The sequence below is a fragment of the Oceanobacillus iheyensis HTE831 genome (assembly GCF_000011245.1).
GTDB classification, from domain to species: domain Bacteria; phylum Bacillota; class Bacilli; order Bacillales; family Amphibacillaceae; genus Oceanobacillus; species Oceanobacillus iheyensis.
In genome coordinates, this window is record NC_004193.1 from 1 (window position 1) to 24061 (window position 24061).

21 protein-coding genes, 2 tRNA genes and 1 other annotated feature are annotated in these 24061 nt (G+C 35.6%); of the genes, 18 read left to right on the forward strand and 5 right to left on the reverse strand.

The window, feature by feature from the left end; genetic code table 11:
* Positions 1-299 precede the first annotated feature (299 nt).
* The 8 genes from dnaA (at position 300) to OB_RS00045 (ending at position 10813) form a co-directional block, all read left to right on the forward strand.
* Entirely contained in the window at positions 300-1643 is a 1344-nt protein-coding gene (gene dnaA, locus OB_RS00010) for a chromosomal replication initiator protein DnaA (RefSeq protein WP_011064403.1), read from the forward strand.
* A 186-nt stretch (positions 1644-1829) separates the two neighbouring features.
* Entirely contained in the window at positions 1830-2966 is a 1137-nt protein-coding gene (gene dnaN / locus OB_RS00015) for a DNA polymerase III subunit beta (protein WP_011064404.1), read from the forward strand.
* Positions 2967-3218: 252 nt separating this feature from the next.
* Complete coding sequence (gene yaaA / locus OB_RS00020; protein WP_011064405.1) at positions 3219-3440, forward strand: S4 domain-containing protein YaaA; 222 nt, start codon at positions 3219-3221, stop codon at positions 3438-3440.
* A gap of 2 nt (positions 3441-3442) precedes the next feature.
* Positions 3443-4552, forward strand: coding sequence for a DNA replication/repair protein RecF (gene recF / locus OB_RS00025; protein WP_011064406.1), 1110 nt, complete (start codon positions 3443-3445; stop codon positions 4550-4552).
* Positions 4553-4587: 35 nt separating this feature from the next.
* Positions 4588-4869, forward strand: a complete 282-nt coding sequence (gene remB, locus OB_RS00030) for an extracellular matrix regulator RemB (protein ID WP_011064407.1) — start codon at positions 4588-4590, stop codon at positions 4867-4869.
* A 239-nt stretch (positions 4870-5108) separates the two neighbouring features.
* Positions 5109-7034 carry a DNA topoisomerase (ATP-hydrolyzing) subunit B gene (gene gyrB / locus OB_RS00035; protein WP_011064408.1) on the forward strand — a complete coding sequence of 642 codons (1926 nt, stop codon included), beginning with the start codon at positions 5109-5111 and terminating at the stop codon, positions 7032-7034.
* 88 nt (positions 7035-7122) lie between these two features.
* Positions 7123-9636 carry a DNA gyrase subunit A gene (gyrA, locus tag OB_RS00040; protein WP_011064409.1) on the forward strand — a complete coding sequence of 838 codons (2514 nt, stop codon included), beginning with the start codon at positions 7123-7125 and terminating at the stop codon, positions 9634-9636.
* Between the two features lie 70 nt (positions 9637-9706).
* Positions 9707-10813, forward strand: a complete 1107-nt coding sequence (locus OB_RS00045; RefSeq protein WP_011064410.1) for an HD-GYP domain-containing protein — start codon at positions 9707-9709, stop codon at positions 10811-10813.
* Positions 10814-10875: 62 nt separating this feature from the next.
* On the opposite strand, the gene OB_RS00050 is transcribed toward OB_RS00045, so the two are convergent.
* Complete coding sequence (locus OB_RS00050) at positions 10876-11832, reverse strand: YaaC family protein (RefSeq protein WP_152023676.1); 957 nt, start codon at positions 11830-11832, stop codon at positions 10876-10878.
* A gap of 239 nt (positions 11833-12071) precedes the next feature.
* On the opposite strand from OB_RS00050, the gene guaB reads away from it, so the two are divergent.
* The 6 genes from guaB (at position 12072) to OB_RS00080 (ending at position 18650) form a co-directional block, all read left to right on the forward strand.
* Positions 12072-13541 (forward strand): IMP dehydrogenase, encoded by a 1470-nt coding sequence (gene guaB, locus OB_RS00055; protein WP_011064412.1) that lies wholly within the window; start codon positions 12072-12074, stop codon positions 13539-13541.
* A gap of 232 nt (positions 13542-13773) precedes the next feature.
* Complete coding sequence (locus OB_RS00060) at positions 13774-15117, forward strand: serine hydrolase (protein WP_011064413.1); 1344 nt, start codon at positions 13774-13776, stop codon at positions 15115-15117.
* Positions 15118-15219: 102 nt separating this feature from the next.
* Positions 15220-15445, forward strand: a binding site (T-box leader).
* Positions 15446-15502: 57 nt separating this feature from the next.
* Positions 15503-16777, forward strand: a complete 1275-nt coding sequence (gene serS, locus OB_RS00065) for a serine--tRNA ligase (RefSeq protein WP_011064414.1) — start codon at positions 15503-15505, stop codon at positions 16775-16777.
* 144 nt (positions 16778-16921) lie between these two features.
* Positions 16922-17017: transfer RNA gene (locus OB_RS00070), tRNA-Ser, on the forward strand.
* A 516-nt stretch (positions 17018-17533) separates the two neighbouring features.
* Positions 17534-18346, forward strand: a complete 813-nt coding sequence (proC, locus tag OB_RS00075; RefSeq protein WP_011064415.1) for a pyrroline-5-carboxylate reductase — start codon at positions 17534-17536, stop codon at positions 18344-18346.
* A gap of 13 nt (positions 18347-18359) precedes the next feature.
* Positions 18360-18650 (forward strand): TIGR04104 family putative zinc finger protein, encoded by a 291-nt coding sequence (locus OB_RS00080; protein ID WP_011064416.1) that lies wholly within the window; start codon positions 18360-18362, stop codon positions 18648-18650.
* 301 nt (positions 18651-18951) lie between these two features.
* Here the strand turns inward: OB_RS00080 and OB_RS00085 are convergent, their stop codons facing one another.
* Positions 18952-19638, reverse strand: a complete 687-nt coding sequence (locus tag OB_RS00085) for a deoxynucleoside kinase (RefSeq protein WP_011064417.1) — start codon at positions 19636-19638, stop codon at positions 18952-18954.
* Positions 19639-19658: 20 nt separating this feature from the next.
* Positions 19659-20309: a deoxynucleoside kinase gene (locus tag OB_RS00090; RefSeq protein WP_011064418.1), complete on the reverse strand. Its 651-nt coding sequence runs from the start codon at positions 20307-20309 to the stop codon at positions 19659-19661.
* Positions 20310-20491: 182 nt separating this feature from the next.
* Here OB_RS00090 and OB_RS00095 point away from each other — a divergent pair, with 182 nt between their 5' ends.
* The 3 genes from OB_RS00095 (at position 20492) to OB_RS00105 (ending at position 22650) form a co-directional block, all read left to right on the forward strand.
* Positions 20492-21691, forward strand: a complete 1200-nt coding sequence (locus OB_RS00095; RefSeq protein WP_041544397.1) for a Bcr/CflA family efflux MFS transporter — start codon at positions 20492-20494, stop codon at positions 21689-21691.
* Positions 21692-21772: 81 nt separating this feature from the next.
* A tRNA-Arg gene (locus OB_RS00100) sits at positions 21773-21845 on the forward strand.
* Positions 21846-22194: 349 nt separating this feature from the next.
* Positions 22195-22650, forward strand: coding sequence for a hypothetical protein (locus OB_RS00105; RefSeq protein WP_011064420.1), 456 nt, complete (start codon positions 22195-22197; stop codon positions 22648-22650).
* A gap of 96 nt (positions 22651-22746) precedes the next feature.
* On the opposite strand, the gene OB_RS00110 is transcribed toward OB_RS00105, so the two are convergent.
* Positions 22747-22935, reverse strand: coding sequence for a hypothetical protein (locus OB_RS00110; RefSeq protein ID WP_011064421.1), 189 nt, complete (start codon positions 22933-22935; stop codon positions 22747-22749).
* Between the two features lie 156 nt (positions 22936-23091).
* Between OB_RS00110 and OB_RS18455 the strand changes: the two genes are divergently transcribed.
* A complete protein-coding gene (locus OB_RS18455; protein ID WP_011064422.1) occupies positions 23092-23247 on the forward strand; it encodes a hypothetical protein in 156 nt (51 codons plus the stop codon).
* Positions 23248-23424: 177 nt separating this feature from the next.
* Here OB_RS18455 and OB_RS18345 read toward each other — a convergent pair whose 3' ends face one another.
* Complete coding sequence (locus tag OB_RS18345) at positions 23425-23580, reverse strand: hypothetical protein (RefSeq protein ID WP_160162340.1); 156 nt, start codon at positions 23578-23580, stop codon at positions 23425-23427.
* Positions 23581-24061 lie beyond the last annotated feature (481 nt).

Sequence of the window (24061 nt, forward strand, 5' to 3'; positions counted from 1 at the left end):
ACTTTCAAAAAAATCAGCGTAAAAAACATACTAATTTGGGCAAATTCCCACCTGTTTTTAGGGACATTTTTCTTTGAATTAGAGCCTCAGCAGCTCGTCATTGCTGAATTTTCTTGAAGTTGCCTCGTTTCTAGGCGCTTACGCTGGTCGTAGCCGGTTTCTGACTACGAATGATTTAAAAATTTAGTTTGTCATCTATGCTTCGTACATAGATAAAGATAATAATGCCTTTCCATCTATTTTAGATTGAGAGAGGCTTTTTCTGTCATGATTAAATTAGGAAAGGAGTGAGCACTACTTTGGAAAATATTGAAGAATTATGGAGCGCTACATTAAAAAAAATTGAAGAAAAATTGAGTAAACCTAGCTTTGATACGTGGCTTAAAAATACAAAAGCAGAAGCATTAGAAAAAGATACACTAATTATTTCTGCTCCAAATGAATTCGCAAGAGATTGGTTAGAAAATCAATACACGAACTTAATTTCTCAGATGCTACTTGAAGTTACAGGATCTGAATTAAATACAAAATTTATCATTCCTGATTCATTAGAAGAAATAGAAGAGCAAAAGCCTATGCCAAAACCAAAGCAGTCTACAGATACAGGTGACTCACCAAAATCGATGCTTAACTCAAAATATACTTTTGATACATTTGTCATTGGAGCTGGTAATCGTTTCGCTCATGCTGCTTCATTAGCGGTAGCTGAAGCACCTGCAAAAGCATATAATCCTCTATTTATTTATGGGGGAGTTGGATTAGGTAAAACACATTTAATGCACGCTATTGGTCATTATGTACGAGACCATAATCCGAATGCTAAAGTCGTTTATTTAACATCCGAAAAATTTACAAATGAATTTATTAACGCAATCATGGATAATAAATCCAATCATTTTCGTAATAAATACCGAAACATTGATGTTTTATTAATTGATGATATTCAATTTATTGCTGGAAAAGAATCGACGCAAGAAGAGTTTTTCCATACATTTAACGCATTGCACGGTGAAAGTAAACAAATTATTATCTCAAGTGATCGACCACCAAAAGAAATTCCAACATTAGAAGACCGATTACGTTCTCGTTTTGAATGGGGATTAATTACTGATATTACTCCTCCAGACTTAGAGACACGAATTGCGATTCTTAATAAGAAAGCAAAAGCAGAAGGACTCGATATACCAAATGAAGTCATGCTCTATATTGCAAATCAAATTAATACAAATATCCGTGAACTAGAAGGTGCATTAATTAGAGTGGTAGCTTATTCATCATTAGTTAATCAAGATATCGATGCTTCATTAGCAGCGGATGCGTTAAAGGATATTATTCCTAGTAGTAAACCAAAAGAAATTACCATACCAGCTATTCAAGAAATTGTTGCAGAACGCTACCACATTCGTTTAGAAGATTTTGCTGCAAAAAAGCGGACAAAATCTATTGCATTTCCTAGACAAATAGCGATGTATTTATCGAGAGAATTAACCGATGCATCTTTACCAAAGATCGGAGAAGAGTTTGGCGGTCGAGATCATACAACTGTCATTCATGCTCATGAAAAAATATCAAAAATGCTAGAACAAGATACGGAATTAGATAGAGATATCGAAGAACTAAAAGAAAAGCTTAAGTCGATATAAAGATATCCCCATGTGTATACTGTGTAAAACGTGTCTCACTCATGCACAGTTTATCCACATGTGGAAAACCTTTAGTAAAGTGTAATAATGATAGTTATCCACATAATCACAGGCCCTATTATTATTATTACTGTATTTTATAAATAAAAATAATAAATATAACTTCCAAATTAGGAGGGAACTAAAATGAGATTTACAATCCAACGAGATAAGTTAATTAATGGTGTATCAAATGTAATGAAGGCCATTTCTGCAAGAACGGTAATTCCAATTTTGACAGGCATGAAAATAGAAGTGAAAAATCATGGAGTTACTTTAACAGGAAGTGATTCGGATATTTCAATTGAGTATTATATTCCAATTGAAGAAGACGGTATTGTTCATGTGGAAAATATTGAAGAAGGTACAATTATACTTCAAGCAAAATATTTTCCGGATATAGTTAGGAAATTACCAGAAAGTACGGTTGATATTGTAGTAGATGATCAATTGAACGTAAGAATTACTTCTGGAAAAGCAGAATTTAATTTAAATGGACAAAGTGCTGAAGAATATCCACAGCTACCAAAAGTTCAAACAGAAAATAGTTTTGAATTACCGATTGATCTATTAAAAAGTATGATTAAGCAAACTGTATTTGCAGTATCCACAATGGAAACTCGACCGATTTTAACCGGTGTAAACTTGAAACTTGTGGATAACTCACTTTCATTTACTGCAACGGATAGTCATCGTTTAGCAAGAAGAGAAATTCCGGTTTCTAATGCACCAATCGAAATATCACAAATTGTTGTACCTGGAAAAAGTCTCAATGAATTAAACAAAATTCTTGGGGATTCTGAAGAAACGGTAGAAATTAGTGTGACTAATAATCAAATTTTATTCCGTACGAAGCACTTAAACTTCCTTTCAAGACTGCTTGATGGAAATTATCCGGAAACTTCTAGATTAATCCCTGAGCAAAGTAAGACAAAAATTCAATTAAAAACGAAAGAATTATTAGGGACAATTGATCGTGCTTCCTTATTGGCGAAAGAAGAAAGAAATAATGTCGTAAAGTTTAATGCACCTGGTAATTCAATGATTGAAATCTCCAGTAATTCGCCAGAAGTAGGAAACGTTGTTGAGGAAATTACAGCTGACCAAATGGAAGGTGAAGATGTGAAGATCTCATTTAGTTCTAAATATATGATTGATGCACTAAAAGCAATCGAATATGATGAAGTACAAATTGAGTTTACTGGCGCAATGAGACCATTTATTATCCGACCAGTTGGGGATGATTCTATTCTACAACTTATCTTACCTGTTAGAACCTATTAATTAATCTAAATAATATGGGAAGAAGCTCTTTCAACGAAAGGGCTTTTTTTCATTTAGTGTAAAGGTGAGAATAAAATTGCATCCTAAATTTGGAGGGAGATAAATTTAAAATGCAAAATTAAGGGTTTTTAAGACGTTTTTGTATATTTTGAGAGGTAAACTTCCTTTTCGAGCAAATCTTTAGTAGAATAGATATATAAGACTTTTAAAGTGTATCCGGTTTTAAAATATAAAAAGAATTTGGTGATAAACATGCACGAACAAATACAAATCGACACGGAGTATATTACTTTAGGGCAATTGATTAAGCTATTAAATTTCTTGGAATCTGGAGGAATGGTAAAGACTTTTCTTCAAGAAGAAGGTGCCTTAGTAAATGGTCATCTCGAGCAAAGACGTGGAAGAAAGTTATATCCAAAGGATGTCGTTGAAATCCAAGGCATTGGTTCATATATCGTGATTAAAGAGGACTAAACATGCATATTGAAAAATTAGAACTAACGAATTATCGAAATTATGACCAATTGGAGATAGCATTTGATGATCAAATTAATGTGATTATCGGAGAAAATGCTCAAGGTAAAACAAATCTAATGGAAGCTATCTACGTTCTATCATTTGCTCGGAGTCACCGAACTCCTAGAGAAAAAGAATTAATTCAATGGGACAAAGATTATGCTAAAATAGAAGGTAGAATTACAAAAAGAAATCAGTCTATTCCCTTGCAAATCTCCATAACTTCCAAAGGAAAAAAAGCAAAGGTCAATCACCTTGAGCAACATCGTTTAAGCGACTATATTGGGTCGGTGAATGTCGTGATGTTTGCTCCAGAAGATCTGACAATTGTCAAAGGTGCTCCCCAAATTCGACGACGATTTATGGACATGGAACTTGGTCAAATACAACCAACCTATATTTATCATTTAGCGCAGTATCAAAAAGTATTAAAGCAACGCAACCATTTATTAAAACAATTACAACGAAAACCTAATTCCGATACGACCATGTTAGAAGTATTAACCGATCAATTGATTGAGCATGCTTCTATTTTATTGGAACGACGTTTTATTTACTTAGAATTGTTAAGAAAATGGGCTCAACCGATTCATAGAGGAATAAGTCGAGAATTAGAGCAACTCGAAATTCAATATAGTCCGAGTATTGAAGTATCAGAAGACGCAAATAAGGAAAAAATAGGTAATATATATCAAATGAAGTTCGCAGAGGTAAAGCAAAAGGAGATTGAGCGTGGAACGACTTTAGCTGGCCCGCATCGAGATGATTTAATTTTCTTTGTAAATGGAAAAGATGTGCAAACATATGGTTCACAAGGTCAGCAGCGCACAACTGCTTTATCGATTAAACTAGCGGAAATTGAGCTGATTTATCAAGAGGTTGGAGAATATCCTATCCTCCTGCTAGATGATGTATTAAGTGAATTAGATGATTATCGTCAATCTCATTTACTTAATACTATTCAAGGTAAGGTACAAACATTTGTATCAACGACAAGTGTTGAAGGTATTCATCATGAAACATTACAACAAGCTGAGTTATTTAGAGTTACCGATGGTGTAGTGAATTAATTAGCAGAAAATAATTTAAAAGGAAGTGACGATTTATGTTTATCCATATTGGAAACGGAAATGTCATTCGAACAAAGGAGATCGTTGCCATTATTGATTGCAATCTACTTTCGTCATCTTCCATTGTTGATGAAATGATGGAGGCTTGGAAAAAAAATAAAAAAGTCTCTGGCCCAAGGAAACATGCTAAATCAATTATGCTAACGGAAGATCATGTGTATTTTAGCTCATTGTCCGTTGCAACGTTAAAAAAACGTTCAAGTATGATGTCCACGATTAATAAATTGGATGATTATTCAGATGAACTATCCATTTAATCGTTAAATATAGATAGAAAAATGAAATTCTCCGACCCTGGATTGCGTTAGCAACCGGAGGCTTATCTGCCGCCGTTGGATAAGCGGGATATATTTCTAGAGCGGAGTTTCAAATTCCCGAAGATTGAGGAATCTACAAGCTAAATCAAGTTATTTATTGCAAAAGCTTCCGAATAGAAGGACATCGATAAAATCGGTCTCCTATTTAAGTGTATTTCAACAGAAATGAGTGTGAGAAAATGTCTATGGAAGATAAAATTACGGAAAACCAAGAATATGGTGCAGATCAGATACAAGTTCTTGAAGGATTAGAAGCAGTTAGAAAAAGACCTGGTATGTATATTGGCTCTACTAGTGAAAAAGGGCTTCATCACTTAGTCTGGGAAATTGTCGATAATAGTATCGATGAAGCATTAGCAGGTTATTGTGACCATATTCAAGTAGTGGTTGAAGAAGATAATAGTATTACAGTAAAGGATAATGGACGTGGTATTCCAGTTGATATCCAACAAAAAACTGGAAGACCCGCACTTGAAGTAATTATGACTGTACTACATGCTGGCGGAAAATTCGGTGGAGGCGGTTATAAGGTTTCTGGCGGATTACACGGTGTAGGGGCATCGGTTGTAAATGCACTTTCTAGTGAATTAGAAGTGTATGTACATCGTGATGGGAAAGTTCATTTCCTGTCGTTCAAAAAAGGTGTTCCAGATGGAGAAATTAAGGTGATTGGAGATACCGATATTACTGGTACTGTAACTCACTTTAGACCAGATACAGAAATCTTCACAGAAACAACAGAATATAACTTTGATACATTGGAACAACGTCTTCGTGAGCTTGCATTTTTAAATAAAGGATTAAAAATTTCTATCGAAGATAAACGTACGGATAGAGAACAAGTGACGTACCACTATGAAGGCGGTATAAGTTCTTATGTTGAATTTATTAATAAAAATAAAGAAGTTCTTCATGAGCCCTTCTTTGCAGAAGGAGAAGACCAAGGGATCTCTGTAGAAGTAGCTATTCAATACAATGATGGATTTGCAAGCAATTTATACTCATTCGCGAATAATATCCATACGTATGAAGGTGGATCACATGAAGTCGGATTCCGTAGCGGTTTGACACGTATAATAAATGATTATGCAAAGAAAAACGGTTTAATTAAGGATGGAGATTCTAATCTTTCCGGTGACGATGTTCGTGAAGGAATGACAACAATCGTATCTATCAAACATCCAGATCCACAATTTGAAGGACAAACAAAGACGAAACTCGGTAATAGTGAAGTTCGTGCAATAACAGATGGAGTCTTTTCTGAAGCATTTTCTAAGTTTTTATATGAAAATCCTTCCACAGCAAAAATTATTGTCGAAAAAGGATTGATGGCGTCACGAGCACGGCTTGCAGCTAAAAAAGCAAGAGAACTTACACGTCGTAAAAGTAACTTAGAGATTTCTAATTTACCTGGTAAGTTAGCTGACTGTTCTTCACGAGATGCCGCTATAAGTGAACTATATATTGTAGAGGGGGACTCAGCTGGAGGTTCTGCAAAATCCGGTAGGGATCGCCATTTCCAAGCAATCCTCCCACTAAGAGGTAAGATTTTAAACGTGGAAAAAGCACGCTTGGACCGTATTTTATCTAATAATGAAGTACGAGCTATGATAACAGCGCTAGGAAGCGGTGTTGGCGAAGAATTCGATATTAGTAAAGCACGATATCACAAAATCGTTATCATGACGGATGCTGACGTAGATGGTGCGCATATTCGAACATTGCTATTAACGTTCTTCTACCGATATATGCGTCCACTGATTGAACAAGGCTATATTTACATCGCGCAACCACCACTTTATCAAGTGAAGCAAGGAAAAACGGTGAATTATGCGTATAACGATAAAGAATTGGATCGGATATTAAATGAAATTCCTAAAGCACCAAAACCTAATATTCAGCGATACAAAGGTTTAGGAGAAATGAACGCAGATCAATTATGGGATACAACAATGGACCCTGATACTCGTACACTCCTGCAAGTAGAATTAAGCGATGCAATCGATGCTGACCAAGTATTCGATATGTTAATGGGAGATAAAGTAGAGCCACGTCGAATCTTTATCGAAGAAAATGCACAATATGTGAAGAACTTAGACATTTAACCATGTCCAAATATGAATGATTAGATAGAAGATCGATTGAAGGAAATCACTAAGTTAGTGTGCTTAGTGATTGGGAGGTAATGAAAGAATGGCAGATATAAATCGTCCGAGAGTATCGGAAATTAATATTAGTAATGAGATGCGTACGTCATTCCTCGATTATGCGATGAGTGTAATTGTAGCTCGTGCATTACCAGATGTGCGTGACGGAATGAAACCAGTTCATCGTCGTATTCTATATGCGATGAACGACTTAGGTATGCATTCAGATAAAGCATATAAGAAGTCAGCTCGTATTGTTGGTGAAGTTATTGGTAAATATCACCCACATGGTGATTCCGCAGTATACGAAACGATGGTACGTATGGCGCAAACTTTTAGCTATCGATATATGTTAGTCGATGGACACGGAAACTTCGGATCCGTAGATGGTGACTCAGCAGCAGCTATGCGTTATACAGAAGCTAGAATGTCCAAAATTTCCATGGAATTACTCCGTGATATTAATAAAGACACGATCGATTATCAAGATAACTATGACGGTACAGAAAGAGAGCCTGTTGTATTTCCAGCACGTTTTCCAAATTTACTTGTAAATGGTACATCTGGGATTGCAGTTGGTATGGCGACGAATATCCCCCCTCATCATTTAGGGGAGACGATTGATGCTGTACTGGCTATTAGTCAAAATCCTGACATTACGATAGACGAAATAATGGAAAATCATCTTCCAGGTCCTGATTTTCCAACTGCTGGTCAAATATTAGGCCGGAGCGGTATTCGAAAAGCATATGAGACTGGTAAAGGATCTATTACCATTCGTGCGAAGTTAAATATCGAACAAGGTAAAAATGATAAAGAAACAATTATTGTCACAGAATTACCTTATCAAGTTAACAAAGCAAAACTGATTGAAAAAATTGCAGAATTAGTTCGTGATAAGAAAGTAGAAGGTATCACTGATCTTCGCGATGAATCTGACCGTAATGGAATGCGAATTGTAATTGAATTACGACGTGATGCAAATGCGAATGTTGTACTTAATAATTTATATAAGCATACGTCCCTACAAACTACATTTGGCATCAATATGCTGGCACTTGTAGATGGGCAACCAAGAGTACTTAATATAAAGCAATGTCTTAGCTACTACTTAGAGCATCAAAAAGTCATCATAAAACGTCGTACGCAATTTGAATTAAATAAGGCAGAGGCACGTGCACATATTTTAGAGGGTCTACGTATAGCACTGGATCACTTGGATGAGGTAATTGAGTTAATCCGTAGTTCTAAAACAGCTGATATTGCTCGCGAAGGTTTAATGGAACGATTTAAATTAAGTGAGAAACAAGCACAAGCTATCTTGGATATGCGTCTTCAACGTTTAACGGGATTAGAGCGAGAGAAAATTGAAGATGAATATAAAGAGCTGCAGGCTTTGATTGAAGAATTAAAAGCAATTTTAGCGGATGAAGAAAAAGTATTAGAGATTATCCGTGAAGAATTAACGGAGATTAAAGAAAAGTATAAAGAAGATCGAAGAACAGAAATCGTAGCAGGTGGCGCAGGATTCTTTGAAGATGAAGATCTTATCCCAGAAGAAAATATCGTCATAACGTTAACTCATCAAGGTTATATCAAACGATTACCTGCATCTACGTACCGCACACAAAAACGTGGGGGACGTGGAATACAAGGTATGGGTACTAACGAGGATGATTTTGTAGAACATTTAGTATCTACATCTACACATGATACGATCCTCTTCTTTACCAACAAAGGGAAGGTTTATAAGGCGAAAGGGTATGAAATTCCGGAGTTCAGCCGAACTGCGAAAGGCATACCAATTATTAATCTTCTTCAAGTGGAAAAAGGGGAATGGGTGAATGCTGTTATATCCGTTAATCAATTTGATGAAGAAGCGTACCTATTCTTTACGACCAAACACGGAATTGCAAAACGTACATCTCTTGAGAAATTCCGTAATATCCGTAAAGGTGGATTAATTGCAGTCGGCCTTCGAGAAGAAGATGAATTAATATCCGTTCGTCTGACAGATGGACAAAAAGAAATGATGATAGCAACGAAGAACGGTTATCTCATTCGTTTTGAAGAAACACAGATTCGTTCGATGGGACGAACGGCTGCAGGTGTTAAAGGGATTTCTTTACGAGGCGATGATGTCGTCGTTTCCATGGAAATTATTGAACCAGGATCTAAAATTCTTCACGTTACCAACAAAGGATTCGGTAAACAAACCGATGAATCAGAATACCGTCGTATTAATCGTGGTGGTAAAGGGGTATTTACTTGTAAACTCGATGAAAAGACGGGAAATGTTGTTGCAGTTAAGGCAGTAAATGGTGACGAAGACTTAATGTTAATTACCATTGCCGGTGTATTAATCCGAATACAAGTGCAGGACATATCACAAACAGGTAGAAATACAAAAGGGGTTCACTTAATTCGATTGCAGGATGGTGAAGAAGTAGCTACAGTTACTCGTATCGAAAAAGATGATGAAGAAGATGTCGAGGATATTGAAGTAGTAGAAGGAGAAACAACGGATCCATCAACAGAGACAAACGAAGATAAGGAATAATTAATGGTGCTGTCTCTTATTTTGATAGAGGCAGCACTTCCATATTGTCTATCTTAGGGGGAAATGTTATATGAAAATGAAGACTTCACATCTCATGCCTGGCTATGTGTTACAAAAAGATATTATCGGAAAATCTAACCGGCCAATTGCGTTAAAAGGGACAGAACTCACGGAAAATGACATTCAAATAATTCAAAAATTCCTTATTGATACTGTCGATATAGATACATTAGTAACTGACAATAAACCAAGTAATAAAGTAAACGAACATTCAAAAGAAGAAGCAGAAGATAATATTCGTTCTCATTCAGTACAAGAGAAGAGAAACGGATTTTTCTTGAAAGAGTATAGGAAAGCGGTAAGTGCCTATAAAGATCAATTCTTAAAATGGCAACAATCCATGCCTGTTTCTATCCCAGATTTACGAAATGCTATTATTCCCTTGCTAGAACAATTAGAGCAATTAGATGCCAACGTGATTTTTTCCCTGCATCAATTTGCGCGAACTGAAGAATACATTTTTCATCATAGTGTAGCAACTTCATTGATATCCGCATTCATCGCGAAAGAAATGGGGTATCGACGAGGTGAATGGATCCAAGTTGGATTAGCTGGTGTCCTTTGTGATTGTGGGATGGCAAAGTTGGATATAGATGTAATTCAAAAACAAGGTCCTTTGACGTCAAAAGAATTCAAAAATATCAAAAAACATCCGCAAACAAGTTATGTCATGATTAAAGATCTTCCTTCTTTAACAAGCGGTGTTCAGCTAGCTGTCCTGCAGCATCATGAACGAGGAAACGGAGAAGGATATCCATTAGGCATGACTCTGAATAAAGTACATCCTTACGCTCGAATTATAGCAGTTGCGGATTCCTATCATGCTATGGCGACAACAACCTGTTATCGGAAGGCAAGGAATATCGTGAATGTAATAGAAGAATTACATGTAAGCACGATTCGCTTATATGATCCAGATGTAGTGAATACATTTATGAATATCTTCTCCAACTGGCTAGAAAATTCCAAGGTGGTATTAAATAATGGCGTTGCTGGTGAGGTAGTATTTGTCAATAAACATGAGCCAACACGCCCAATCGTAAAAAGTAATGACAGTGATGATATATTCTCATTAGAACAGCTTCCTGAACTATATATTGATAAGATACTTGGTTAAAATGATGAGCCTATTCTATTTTGTTGTTTGTAGTCCCTCTATTGTATTCAAAAAGAGGGTACTTACTTGCCGTTACAATCGGAATAAATAGAATGGAGCTCTTTTTCTATTAAATAAGGGATTTTCCTTCTGGTTACCTCTAAAAAATGTTCAATCATTGGATAAGCCCTATCCTCTTTTGATACCATTAACTCTCCCCACCATTCTGTCTCATAACGACAAAGCATACTCAAATTATACAAAATTAAATAATGAGCGATTATTTCGGAGTATGGAAAGTAAATATCCCGAGATGTAGGAAAATACAATCGTTGATTATCCATATGGACAAAAAATGGACCATCGGCTTGCATTATTACGTTTTGTAAATCGATTCTAAACAAAGTCCTCTCTTCCTTAACCTCTTTGATCGGTGGGAGGAAAGGACGAATGCGATGTACAAATGCATTTCGAGTTAAATGGTAATGATCTAGTATCGACGTTGGAAATACTAATTGCTTGTTATTAATTTCTCCTACATCAATTAATGTTTCTCGTTGTTGATAGTTCCATAACACCTGTAATTCAGGAATATTGGCTAATAATAACCGCATGGAAGCCTTCTCCAAAGGAAAAGGATTGAATTGATATATATGTCTAACAAAATAAGGGAAGAGTCCTTGTTGTTGGATCTTTACTTCATCCTCAAAAAACTGATAATCCTTTCGCTTTCGCTTTCTTGACGTTACTCCATGGGCAAGTAATGCAGTACTTTCAGGGTAATCCGGACGCTTGGTAAGTAACCATCCTTTTAAGAGATGAACCATGCCATAAAAATAAAGAACGGGTCTTACTATGGGGCTGCTTTCTTCGCCATTCTTATAAAACTGTAACCCGTGTTGAAGATAGTGCATAAAAGTCGGGCCATTTTGATAGCTTTTTTTCGTTTGTTCATCGATATTTTGATAACATGTACGTAAAAATGACTGTGCATTTTCTTGCGCACTTAAATGTGTAAACAACTGATTTGTTTCCATCATTATCCAACCCCATAACTATCATAATATTTAGAATTACAGTTCTTCTTTTTTTACATATTTATCTTCTTGAAAAAGCGAAAAATATAGAGTAATGTATATAAAAATAGCTTTGTTAATACTTTTAGTTTGAGCGAGATTACTGGCATTATTCATGCCTAGAAAATGATATTACCGCATGTAGTTAGAACTGCAAAAGCGGTTGAAATATGGGAATTCAAATTTAAAAGGAGGAAGTAAAAATGAGAGAAGACAAGTTTGCAAAAGAAGGATTAACCTTTGATGATGTATTGTTATTGCCTGCAAAATCAGAAGTATTGCCAAATCAAGTAGATTTAAGTGTTGAATTAACCTCTACGTTAAAATTAAAATCTCCATTTATAAGTGCTGGCATGGATACAGTTACAGAAGCAGAAATGGCGATTGCAATGGCACGTCAAGGTGGATTTGGTGTTATTCATAAAAATATGTCGATTGAAGATCAAGCAGAACAAGTAGACAAAGTAAAACGTTCTGAAAGTGGTGTTATTACGAATCCATTCTTTTTAACTCCAGAACATCAAGTCTACGATGCAGAGCATTTAATGGGTAAATTTCGAATTTCTGGTGTTCCAATTGTAAACAATATTGAAGAACAAAAGCTTGTCGGCATTTTAACGAATCGTGACCTTCGTTTTATACAAGATTATTCGATCTCTATTTCAGAAGTAATGACAAGTGAAAATCTTGTAACGGCTCCTGTTGGAACAACGTTACAGGAAGCAGAAAAATTACTTCAACAATATAAAATTGAAAAACTTCCACTTGTAGATGATCGAAATATATTAAAAGGACTTATAACAATTAAAGATATTGAGAAAGTCATTGAATTCCCAAATTCAGCAAAAGACGCTCAAGGTAGATTAATTGTTGGAGCGGCTGTTGGAGTAACTGGAGATGCAATGAAACGTATTGAAAAACTTGTAAGTGTTGGTGTTGATGCAATCGTTATCGATACAGCTCATGGACATTCACAAGGTGTATTAGAACAATTGAAAAAAGTACGTCAAGCCTATCCAGACCTTCAAATCATTGCTGGTAATGTAGCTACCCCAGAAGGAACTAAAGCATTAATCGAAGCAGGTGTATCGGTAGTTAAAGTAGGAATTGGACCTGGATCTATTTGTACAACTCGTGTTGTAGCTGGAGTAGGGGTACCACAAATCACTGCAGTTCATGATTGTGCTTTAGCTGCGGCAGAGTATGGTGTTCCGGTTATTGCAGATGGAGGAATTAAGTACTCCGGCGATATTGTAAAAGCTCTAGCAGCTGGTGCACATGCAGTTATGATCGGAAGCATGTTCGCAGGTGTATCGGAAAGCCCAGGAGAAACAGAAATTTTCCAAGGACGTCAATATAAAGTATATCGTGGAATGGGCTCAGTTGGCGCCATGGCAGCTGGTTCCAAAGATCGTTATTTCCAAAGTGAATCACAAAACAAAAAACTTGTACCAGAAGGTATTGAAGGTCGTGTAGCTTATAAAGGACCATTAAGTGACACGTTCCATCAGCTTGTTGGTGGCCTTCGTTCTGGTATGGGATACTGTGGTACAAAATCAATTGAGGCCCTTCGTAATGATGGTAAATTTATTCGTATCACAAATGCAGGTTTACGTGAAAGTCATCCGCATGATGTTCAAATTACGAAAGAAGCACCAAACTATACTTTATAAGCTAAACTTCTTTGAAAACAAATTGTACGGTAAAATGAATATCATCATTTTTTAATAAAAATGTAAATAAACTTCACTTTGCCATATAATTGCCATATTCCTAGATTAAAATAGGTGGGGGGACAATCCTCATCTATTTTTTTTATTACTGCTATGTTAAAATATGATAGGTGCTAAGCAGAATACATAGTATTATGTAATATAGCGATACTTATGATGGAGGTACAAGAAATTGAGAAATAAAATTAACAAAGTTTTACTGTTAGCGGTAGCAAGCATCCTCGTATTTACATCCATGTTGACAGCCACTACAACTGTCCAAGCAAATGAATTAGACCTAGAATCTGAATCAGCAATACTCGTGGATGGTGAAACAGGAAAAGTCCTGTATGCAAAAAATCCTGATGTTGCGTTACCTCCTGCTAGCATGACAAAAATGATGACAGAATATCTTGTTTGGGAAGCAATTGAAAACGGCGATATCACATGGGATACAACAACAGAAATTAGTGATTATCCATATAGTATATCCGCAAATAATTCTTTTTCCGGTGTTGGATTAAGACAACAGCAGGAATATACAGTAAAAGAATTATATGAAGCGATGGCGATTAACTCTGATAATGCAACAACGATCGCATTAGCAGAACTAATTGCTGGCTCTGAATCTGAATTTGTTAAAATGATGAACGAAAAAGGCGAAGAGATGGGCTTACAAGAATTTAAGTTTGTAAACTCTACTGGACTAGATAATGAAGATTTAGGTGATAATTATCCGGAGGGAACAAACCCGAACGATACGAATCTACTATCTGCACGTTCAGCAGCTTTATTAGGCTATCATTTAGTTAATGATTATGAAGAAGCATTAGAAATTTCTAGCATTCCGCAAACCGATTTTGGTGGACAGACCATCAATAACTGGAACTATATGTTACCACATGAAGGAGATAATCTAGCATCGTATTATTATGAAGGTGTCGATGGGTTAAAGACCGGCTTTACGGATTTAGCTGGTTATAGTTTTACAGGAACTGCGGAACGTAATGGACAACGATTAATTACGGTTGTAATGAAAACCGGAAGTGAAACAGAACGATTTGAAGAGACAGCAAAATTATTAGACTATGGTTTCTCTAATTTTGAAAATACAGAGCTATTCTCAGCAGGCTATCAAGAAGAAGGACATGAAACGATCCCAGTAGCAAAAGGGAAAGAAGATCAAGTGTCGATATCACTTCAAGATAGTGTGAGTGTACCTATTAAAGCAGATGAAAAAGATTTATATCATTTAGAATATAACATAGATCAAGATCGATTGAATGAAGATGGTGAATTAGTTGCTCCTGTAGAAGCGAATGAAGCAATTGGAACAGCGAAGCTTGTCTATGATGGTGAAACAGAAGATTATGGATATATTAGTGATGCCGGTTCAAATACTGGAGAATTCACGCTTGTAACGGATGAAGCAGTGGAGAAATCAAATTGGTTTATGCTGACACTACAAGCAATTGGAGACTTCTTTGTAAATATATTTACAAGTGCCGTTGATTGGATTAAAGGTTTATTTAGCTAAATTTCCGGTCTTGAATAAAAACTAATTAGGCAATCTTATTAACTTGTGTATAAGGTATTGCAATGTTGGTAAAAATTGATTATGATATACCATAATAAACGTAGAAATGTAACGATAGGAAATAGTAGTGATAGTTTGTTCTATAGAGAGTCAATGGCTGGTGGAAATTGACGTTCAACTATAATGAATCCATCCTTGAACATGCTTATGAAAGAATTGTTTCTGTAAGTAAGCACGGCAGACACCGTTAAAAGTTAGTAGAGCCGGAAGGTATTAATATGCCTTCAATCAGGGTGGCAACGCGGGAATTAATACTCTCGTCCCTTTTTACAGGGACGGGAGTTTTTTGTTTTGATTTGTTATATATTAAAGGAGGAATTAGAACATGTTAGATATGAAATATCTACGCCAAAATTTTGAAGAAGTACAGCAACGTTTACAGCATCGTGGAGAAGATTTAGCAGATTTAGATAAATTTGGTGAACTAGATACGAATCGTCGTCAATTAATTGCAGAAACAGAGAAGTTAAAGGCTCAACGAAATGAAGCTACAAAGAAAATATCTGAACTTAAAAGAGAGAAAAAAGATGCTGAACCTGCAATTAAAGAGATGCGAGAAGTTGGCCAAGAAATTGCTACACTGGATAAACAATTGAAGGATATTGAAGAAAAACTAGAACAAATCATGCTGTCGATTCCAAATTTGCCTCATGAGAGCGTTCCTGTTGGTGAAGATGAAGAAGATAATATTGAAGCAAGAAAATGGGGAGAGGCGCCTAATTTTGCTTTTGAAGCACTACCTCATTGGGATGTTGCGACAAATCTAGACATTATAGATTTTGAGCGTGCGGGTAAAGTAACAGGAAGTCGTTTTGTTTTTTATAAAGGCTTAGGTGCAAGACTAGAGAGAGCATTATGGAACTTTATGATGGATTTACATGCAGATGAGCATGGCTATCAAGAAATGCTTCCACCATACATTGTAAATCGTTCAAGTATGACTGGAACAGGGCAGCTTCCTAAATTTGAAGAGGATGCGTTTAAATTAGAAGAATGGGATTATTTTATGGTTCCAACAGCAGAAGTACCAGTGACTAACTATCATCGAGAAGAAATACTTGGAATCGATGACCTCCCTAAAAAGTATGTAGCATTCAGTGCTAGCTTTCGTTCTGAAGCTGGATCTGCTGGACGCGATACACGTGGATTAATTCGCCAACATCAGTTTAATAAAGTAGAACTAGTTAATTTCGTAAAACCAGAGGACTCTTATGACGTATTAGAAAGGTTAACAGGGGAAGCAGAAAAAGTATTACAACTGTTAAAACTTCCATACCGCGTAATGAGTATGTGTACAGGAGATTTAGGATTTACCGCTGCGAAGAAATACGATATTGAAGTATGGATTCCAAGTCAAGAAACTTACCGAGAAATTTCTTCTTGCTCTAATTTTGAGGATTTCCAAGCACGACGTGCAGGTATTCGTTTCCGACGTGAAGCAAATGGGAAACCGGAATTTGTGCATACATTAAATGGTTCTGGTTTAGCGATTGGACGTACAGTAGCAGCAATCTTAGAAAATTATCAGCAAGAAGATGGTACTGTCGTCGTACCTGAAGTTTTACGTCCATACATGGGTGGAAAAGAAATTATTGGGTAAACTAATAATAAATCGCTCTCTTGATCTTCGGTTAAACACACCCTAGATCAAGAGAGTATATAAAAAAATAGGTTTTATAAATTTTTTTACTATATTTTGTTGACAATGCTCGAAAAAGCATGTTATATTATTTCTTGTGTTCAGGGAGGTATACCCAAGTCTGGCTCGAAAGGGGATCGGTCTTGAAAACCGACAGGCGGGTCAAACCGCGCGGGGGTTCGAATCCCTCTACCTCCTCCATTTTTAAATTAGCGCATAAATATTGGAGATAAAAAACCCCGTTGCAGTTGCAACGGGGTTTTATTGTTAATAATGTAATTTGATAAGAGCGTATCTTGACAAAACATTAGGAAAGCCTTATAGTACAAATCAATCTAAGTAAACAAATACGAGGAACGGGCAAGTAATATAGCTGAATAATTGTATGTAGAGAATGGAATCCATGGGCTGGAAGATTCCTACAATTACCTGTATGAACCTACCCGGGAGTATGTTAGTGTAATGCTAACCGCAGCGAACTGCGATATCAATGGAGCTGGGTGATATAATACCATTAAGGGTGGTACCGCGGATAACTGATTCCGTCCTTTGACTAAGGATGTGTAATCAGTTTTTTTATTCGCTTTCTGTAAATAGTGGGGAGGCAGTGAGATCATCTAAAATAGTAATATCTATTCGGCATATACAGCATGTATGTAACCTTTTTTCAACCTTTATAAATGACTGAAACCTATCTTGATAAGGAGGATATTGAGTATGAATCAAACGATTGCATTTATGGGAGCAGGTTCGCTTGCAGAAGCGATTATTTCTGGAATTACGAAAGCTCAAATTGTCCCAAATGAAAATATACTCGTAACCAATAAAAGTGATATAAACCGATTAAAACGAATAGAAGAAGGCTATGACATTCAAGGAAATACGAATAAACAAGAAGTCATTAAACAAGCAGATATTATCATTTTGGCGATGAAACCAAAAGACGCTGCAACCTCATTATCTTTTATGAAAGAATACATTCGTCCTGATCAAATGGTGATTTCTGTAATTGCAGGACTTACAACGGAAAGAATGGAAGCGATTTTAGAAAAAGAGATACCAGTGATTCGAACCATGCCCAATACCTCTGCGTTAATTGGATATTCAGCTACCGCCATTGCAAAAGGATCCTATGTTACTGATGAGCAATTAGCAGTTGCAGAACAATTATTTCAAACTGTTGGTATGACTACAATTATTAAAGAAAAAGATATGCATACGGTTACGGCTATCGCTGGCAGTGGGCCGGCATTCTTTTACTATATGGTCGAAGCGATGGAACAAGCAGCTGTAGAAGCAGGTTTGGATGCAGAAATGGCATCTCAATTAATAGCTCAAACCGTTATCGGTGCAGGAAAAATGTTAGAATTATCTGGAGACCCAATAACACTTCGAAAAAATATTACAAGTCCTGGTGGAACAACCGAAGCCGGTGTCCAGCAATTAATGAGTGAAGATTTTGCATCAATTGTCCAGTCTTGTGTTCAGAGGGCACGAGAACGTTCCATGGAACTTGCTGCCAAGTCATGAAGGGAGAAAAACCATGCAAACACCATCCTGTAAATATTGTGGTGCACAGTGGAGTTATGCTGAAACGTTTAAAAATATTTTTAAACCCCGTATGATATGTTCACACTGTGGAGAAGAAAATTATTACCAATCCGATAATAAAAGTAGCTGGATCACGTTATTTGGAATCCCAATTGTGTTAATGGTTGCTTTATTATTAGATTTATCGACAAGCTTAATTATACTTATTTCTGTTATATTGGTACTTGTACACGTTTCACTATTCCCGTATCGGACAAAATTAAAAAAGGTAGATAAGAAATAAAAAGAGGTCGAGACAAAAGTATTTAATCAAAAGAGAAATCGAATGAATGGGTATTGGAAACCCGCTTCAGAAATATACTGCGCTTATCCTAAGGCGGCTGGTGAGCCTCCGGATGCTCCGCATTCCGGTGTCTCGCCTAGGCCTTGCTCCCACAGGACAAGGAAGACTGCGACAGCATTACATCGCACGCAGAAAATCGTTTTTTGATTTTCAAGGAGTCTCCGTATATTTCTTACGCTTATTTTATCTATCATCCGCCTTTTGACCAAATAATTTGGTTATGTCCCGACCCACCTCTTTATTAGTTGGTGATAATTTCACCTTTTTTATATTTTCTAGAAAGTTGAATGGAGCGCCCTATCTTTTCTAAAATTAACGCTAGGGAATCATCTTCTTTCATTAAATCATAATCCGAGATGTTAATTCGTAACACCGGACAAGCATTGAAGTTATCTATCCAATCACTATATCGGCGATACATTTCTTCCCAATACTCAATTGGAGTATTCTTCTCCATATCACGCCCACGACTTTTGATTCGTGAAACGATCTCATCAAAAGATCCTTCTAGATATATGAGTAAATCCGGATGTGGAAAATACGGCGTCATTACCATCGCATCAAATAAGCTTTTGTACGTATCGTAATCAGTTGGATTCATGGTTCCATTATCGTAATGCATTTTAGCAAAAATACCGGTATCTTCATAAATAGAACGATCTTGAATAAATCCGCCACCATATTCAAAAATCTTTTTCTGCTCTTTAAAGCGTTCTGCTAAGAAATAGATTTGCAAATGGAAGCTCCAACGTTCAAAGTCATTATAAAAATCACTTAAATAGGGATTAGAATCCACTTTTTCAAATGAAGTTTTAAAGTGTAATGCCTCTGCTAATGCATTGGTCATTGTTGATTTTCCAACTCCAACTGTTCCTGCAATGGTTATAATGCTGTCATTTGGAATTTGGTATTTTTCACGTAAGTTCATTTTGTAACTCCCTTTTTTGATTAGTTAGACGGTAAAGCCCTACATTGTTCGTTAATAAGGCTTTCGACATCACCAATGATTTGTTCTAAATGATCTTGATATTGAACAAAGTCCATTTGATCTCCATTAATACGCAATACAGGGATATGAGGATGTGTACGTTCAAATTCCAACATAAATGCCTCATAATCAGCAGAAAGCTGTCGTAAGTATTCTGGGTCAATATGCTGCTCAACCTCACGTCCACGCATACGAATTCGTTTTAGAATCGTATCTAAATCTGCATGAATATAAATAAGTATATTTGGTGTTGGTATGTCCTCTGTTAATATTTGATAGATCTTTTCGTATTTCTCTAATTTATCTTGTTGTAATGTACGCTTCGCAAAGATCATATTTTTTGTTATATGGTAATCAGCAATCACTGGCTGCTCTTGTTGTAAATAGTCTTTATTAATATCTTCGAGTTGTTTGAAACGATTGCATAGAAAGAACATTTCCGTTTGGAAACTCCATTCACTGATATTCTCGTAGAATTTTCCTAGAAATGGATTTTCTTCGACAATTTCCTTAAGTAAATGAAATTCAAAGTGGTCGGATAGTTTTTTTGCTAAGGATGTTTTTCCAATACCAATCGGTCCTTCGATGGCAATAAAAGGCATATCTGTCATTGGTTTCCCTCCTATTTCCCACAGACATAAAACACGCTACTTATTCTACCATAAATCGACATTATCTACTACAAGACAACAAATAGTATACATTTCTTGACAGGAAGCGTATGGACGATTAAAATTCTTCCATTAAGGAGTGATTGCTTATTTCTCTCAAACATCAGGAAAAATCAAATTCAATCTTACATAACCCTACTGGAAAAGCGCGGATTGGGTTAGCGTTATTACTAGGATTACTGGCTTTTTTAGGTCCGCTTAATATCGATATGTATTTGCCAAGCTTTCCAGGGATATCTTCAGATTTCGGCGTTAGTGCTACCCTTGTCCAATTTAGTTTGACTGCGTGTTTAATTGGACTAGCTGTCGGTCAAATAGTAGTAGGACCGATAAGTGATGCACAAGGTAGGAAAAAACCATTATTAATTGCGACTTTCTTATTTGCCTTATCTTCGCTTCTTTGTGCTTTTTCGCCTAATATCTCAACACTAATTGTTGCACGGTTCTTGCAAGGGTTAACTGCATCAGCAGGAGTTGTGTTATCTCGTGCAGTTGTACGTGATGTATTTACAGGCAAACAGCTGACAAAGTTTTTCGCTCTTTTAATGGTAATTAATGCGATAGCACCAATGATAGCACCAATGATTGGTGGAGGAATATTAGCTATTCCATCTACAAATTGGCAATCTATCTTTTATTTCCTTGCAATAATTGGCATTTTAATTGTTCTCATCGTTGCCATAAAATTAAAAGAAACATTGCCTCCACAAAAACGTATACCGAGTTCAATTGGTTCTTCTGTGAAAACGATGGGGAGTTTACTCAAGGATCGTTCGTTTATCGGCTATGCATTAGTGGTTGGATTTGTGCATGGAGGAAGTTTCGCATATGTATCCGGTACGCCATTTGTATATCAAGATATCTATGGTGTTTCACCACAGGTATTCAGTGTCTTATTTGGAATCAATGGACTTGCAATTATTACTGGAAGCTTTCTCATCGGACGATTGAGTGATATTGTCTCAGAGAAAAAACTTCTACAGACAGCAGTTACTATTGCACTTACTGCAACCTCCCTGCTTTTACTAATGACAATTATAAAAGGACCATTAGCGTCGTTAGTGATTTTAATCTTTATATACATGATTACGATGGGGATGACGATTACAAGTACATTTACTTTAGGTATGGCTAAACAAGGGCATCGTGCAGGAAGTGCGAGTGCGGTATTAGGCATGCTTCCAATGTTACTTGGTGCGTTATTTTCTCCGCTTGCGGGTATTAATGAAGCATCTGCCGTGCCGATGGGGATGATATTGTTTACAACATCGCTGATCGGTTTCATTGCTTTCTTCACATTGGTTAAAAAAAATGAAAATTAAAAAGGGTAGTATATTCAGTGATTTGTCAGCTTTTCAAATAGTGGAGTATTTAGTATAATAGCTTCTGTTATTACCTTTTATGCCCTCGTAGCTCAGGGGATAGAGCATCGGTTTCCTAAACCGTGTGTCGCAGGTTCGAATCCTGCCGGGGGCGTTGTTTTCTAAGTTTTATTATTATGTCATCTCGCCATGTTCAGATAACTTCTTTTTCACAAACAGTGTATTATTTTCAATATTATTTCACATTCTTAAAATCTGGCAATTAGATTAGCGTTTATTATTTTTATGTTGTTTGGATTCGTCTTTTAAAGCGCTAACTAAAGCTAAAAATACTATTATTATAATAATGGATGTGAATATAATTACCTCTAGCAAAACGAATTCTCTCCTTTCTTGAATTTCATTCTAAATATCAGTCAAAATAAGATTATTGTGTACGAAAACCGGAGCATTGATCAATTACCAGAAATAAATATTATAATCTTATCATTAGGGGGAGTATTATGAAGAAAAAGAATATTTTTATTGTAGTAATAATCGTTATTCTTATCGGGATCAGTGCTTTTATTTGGTATAGTCTTTCTTCTAAAACGAATTTTAAAGCGTTATTGGACAACGATTTAAACGATGTAGATGAAATTACCCATATTGTAATTGATAAAAACGACATTGACAAAAATGAATCTTTTTGGGCAACTATTGAACAAGAGGAACTTTTGAGTTTAGTGGTTTCAAAGATGGAGGAAATAGAATTAAAAGAAAAGATAACGAATAAAGAATTATATCTTGATAATACAATGACAATTCATACGATTTATGCTACTTATTTTTATGACTATAACTCTAACAGTATAATAGCTGATGGAAAACAATATGAAGTGCTAGAAGGTAACTTCGAATCATTTATTAATGATCTAGTTATAGAGTGGGAAACACCTGAAGAATTTATGGAGGATTGAAAGAAAAAAATGGGGTTGGAACGAAGCAACAGGAGGCGTTTCGAATACAATTGGCAGGATCGTATATAAGTTCAATCATTCGATTAACTGTAAAAATTAATTGTTTGTGTTAGAATCTGAGTTTTTAAATATATGAAGGTTGTTTATGAGTAATACAAATGAAGGTATAAATATAATCCTTCCTATAAACCAGCCTAATTCTCCATTTTTTAAATCAGCGAAATAGCCCCAAATAACTGCAACTATAACACCGATGATAAGTAAGTTAATATTTGATTTCTTCAAGTTCCCATCCCCCTCCCAATAGTTAGGTATATGAGAAATATTTTATCATATAGAACTGCATTTTATTTATAATAATTTGAATTATTCGTAATTTCTTTATAAGCTATTGAGAGAAAATCCTTACAGAGCAACTAAATTTTGGAGGGCTAAAACAAAATGGAAATTTCTTTCGGTTTAATTATAATACTTAGTTTAGTTTTTTATTTTATTCTTTATATTGTTATTGAAACTGCGGTAAGAAGGGGGATTGATTCATCAAAAACGAACGGTCTAATTGAAGAATTATATAAAAAAGTAAGAGAAGAGGAGTAAGTTTTATACTTAAATGAAGAACTTAGTAATATAATAATTCTGAATAATCAAATATAGATTGTTTTCTTATTAAAAATGCTTTGTAGGGAGAAAAAGCTATAAATCCAATCTACAATAAACCTAAGGTTATAGATTGGATTTATAAGCCGAAATGTGAGTTGCACATTTCAAACATTGCTACTTTAATTGCTTCAGAGCTATTTTTAGTTCATCAATCTGATCGTTAAGTTGTGTAAGTTGCTCTTTTGTTAAATAATGTAACGATGATTTCAACTTTTCTAGATAAAATAAGTCTCTAAGTAGCAATGTTATTTCAGTGGAGTTCAATTTCATAATATCGCTCCTTGAAATACGATTACAACTATTCATTTTCCTTTAATAAAGAAACTCAAACTATCAATTCATTCAAGCAATGATGATTTAGTTACATTGTCAATAGAAATTAATGAAGGTTTATATGGTTGGACCAAGTGTTTAGCAGTATTGTTTTGTGATAAGAATTTTTGTAAAAAATTTCTCATACTTGTACAGAAAAATGAATAATAGTAGTAAAAATTCAGTATATAAATCATAGTTTTAGATGAGTTCGTCGGAAATTTTAATGAAATAAATGAATAATAAGGAGGAGGTGTTTTAGTAATATAGGAAAAGATTAGTCTGTCCAAAATCTATTGTTTTATGATAGAATATTGTTTACGGTTGTTAAAACCGTGTGTAGTGGGGATTGTAAACCCTACCGGGCACAGGATGTAATCTATTTTTCACCTATAATTAACACACCAAATCCAAAACTCCTTCCACAAATGAACATTGT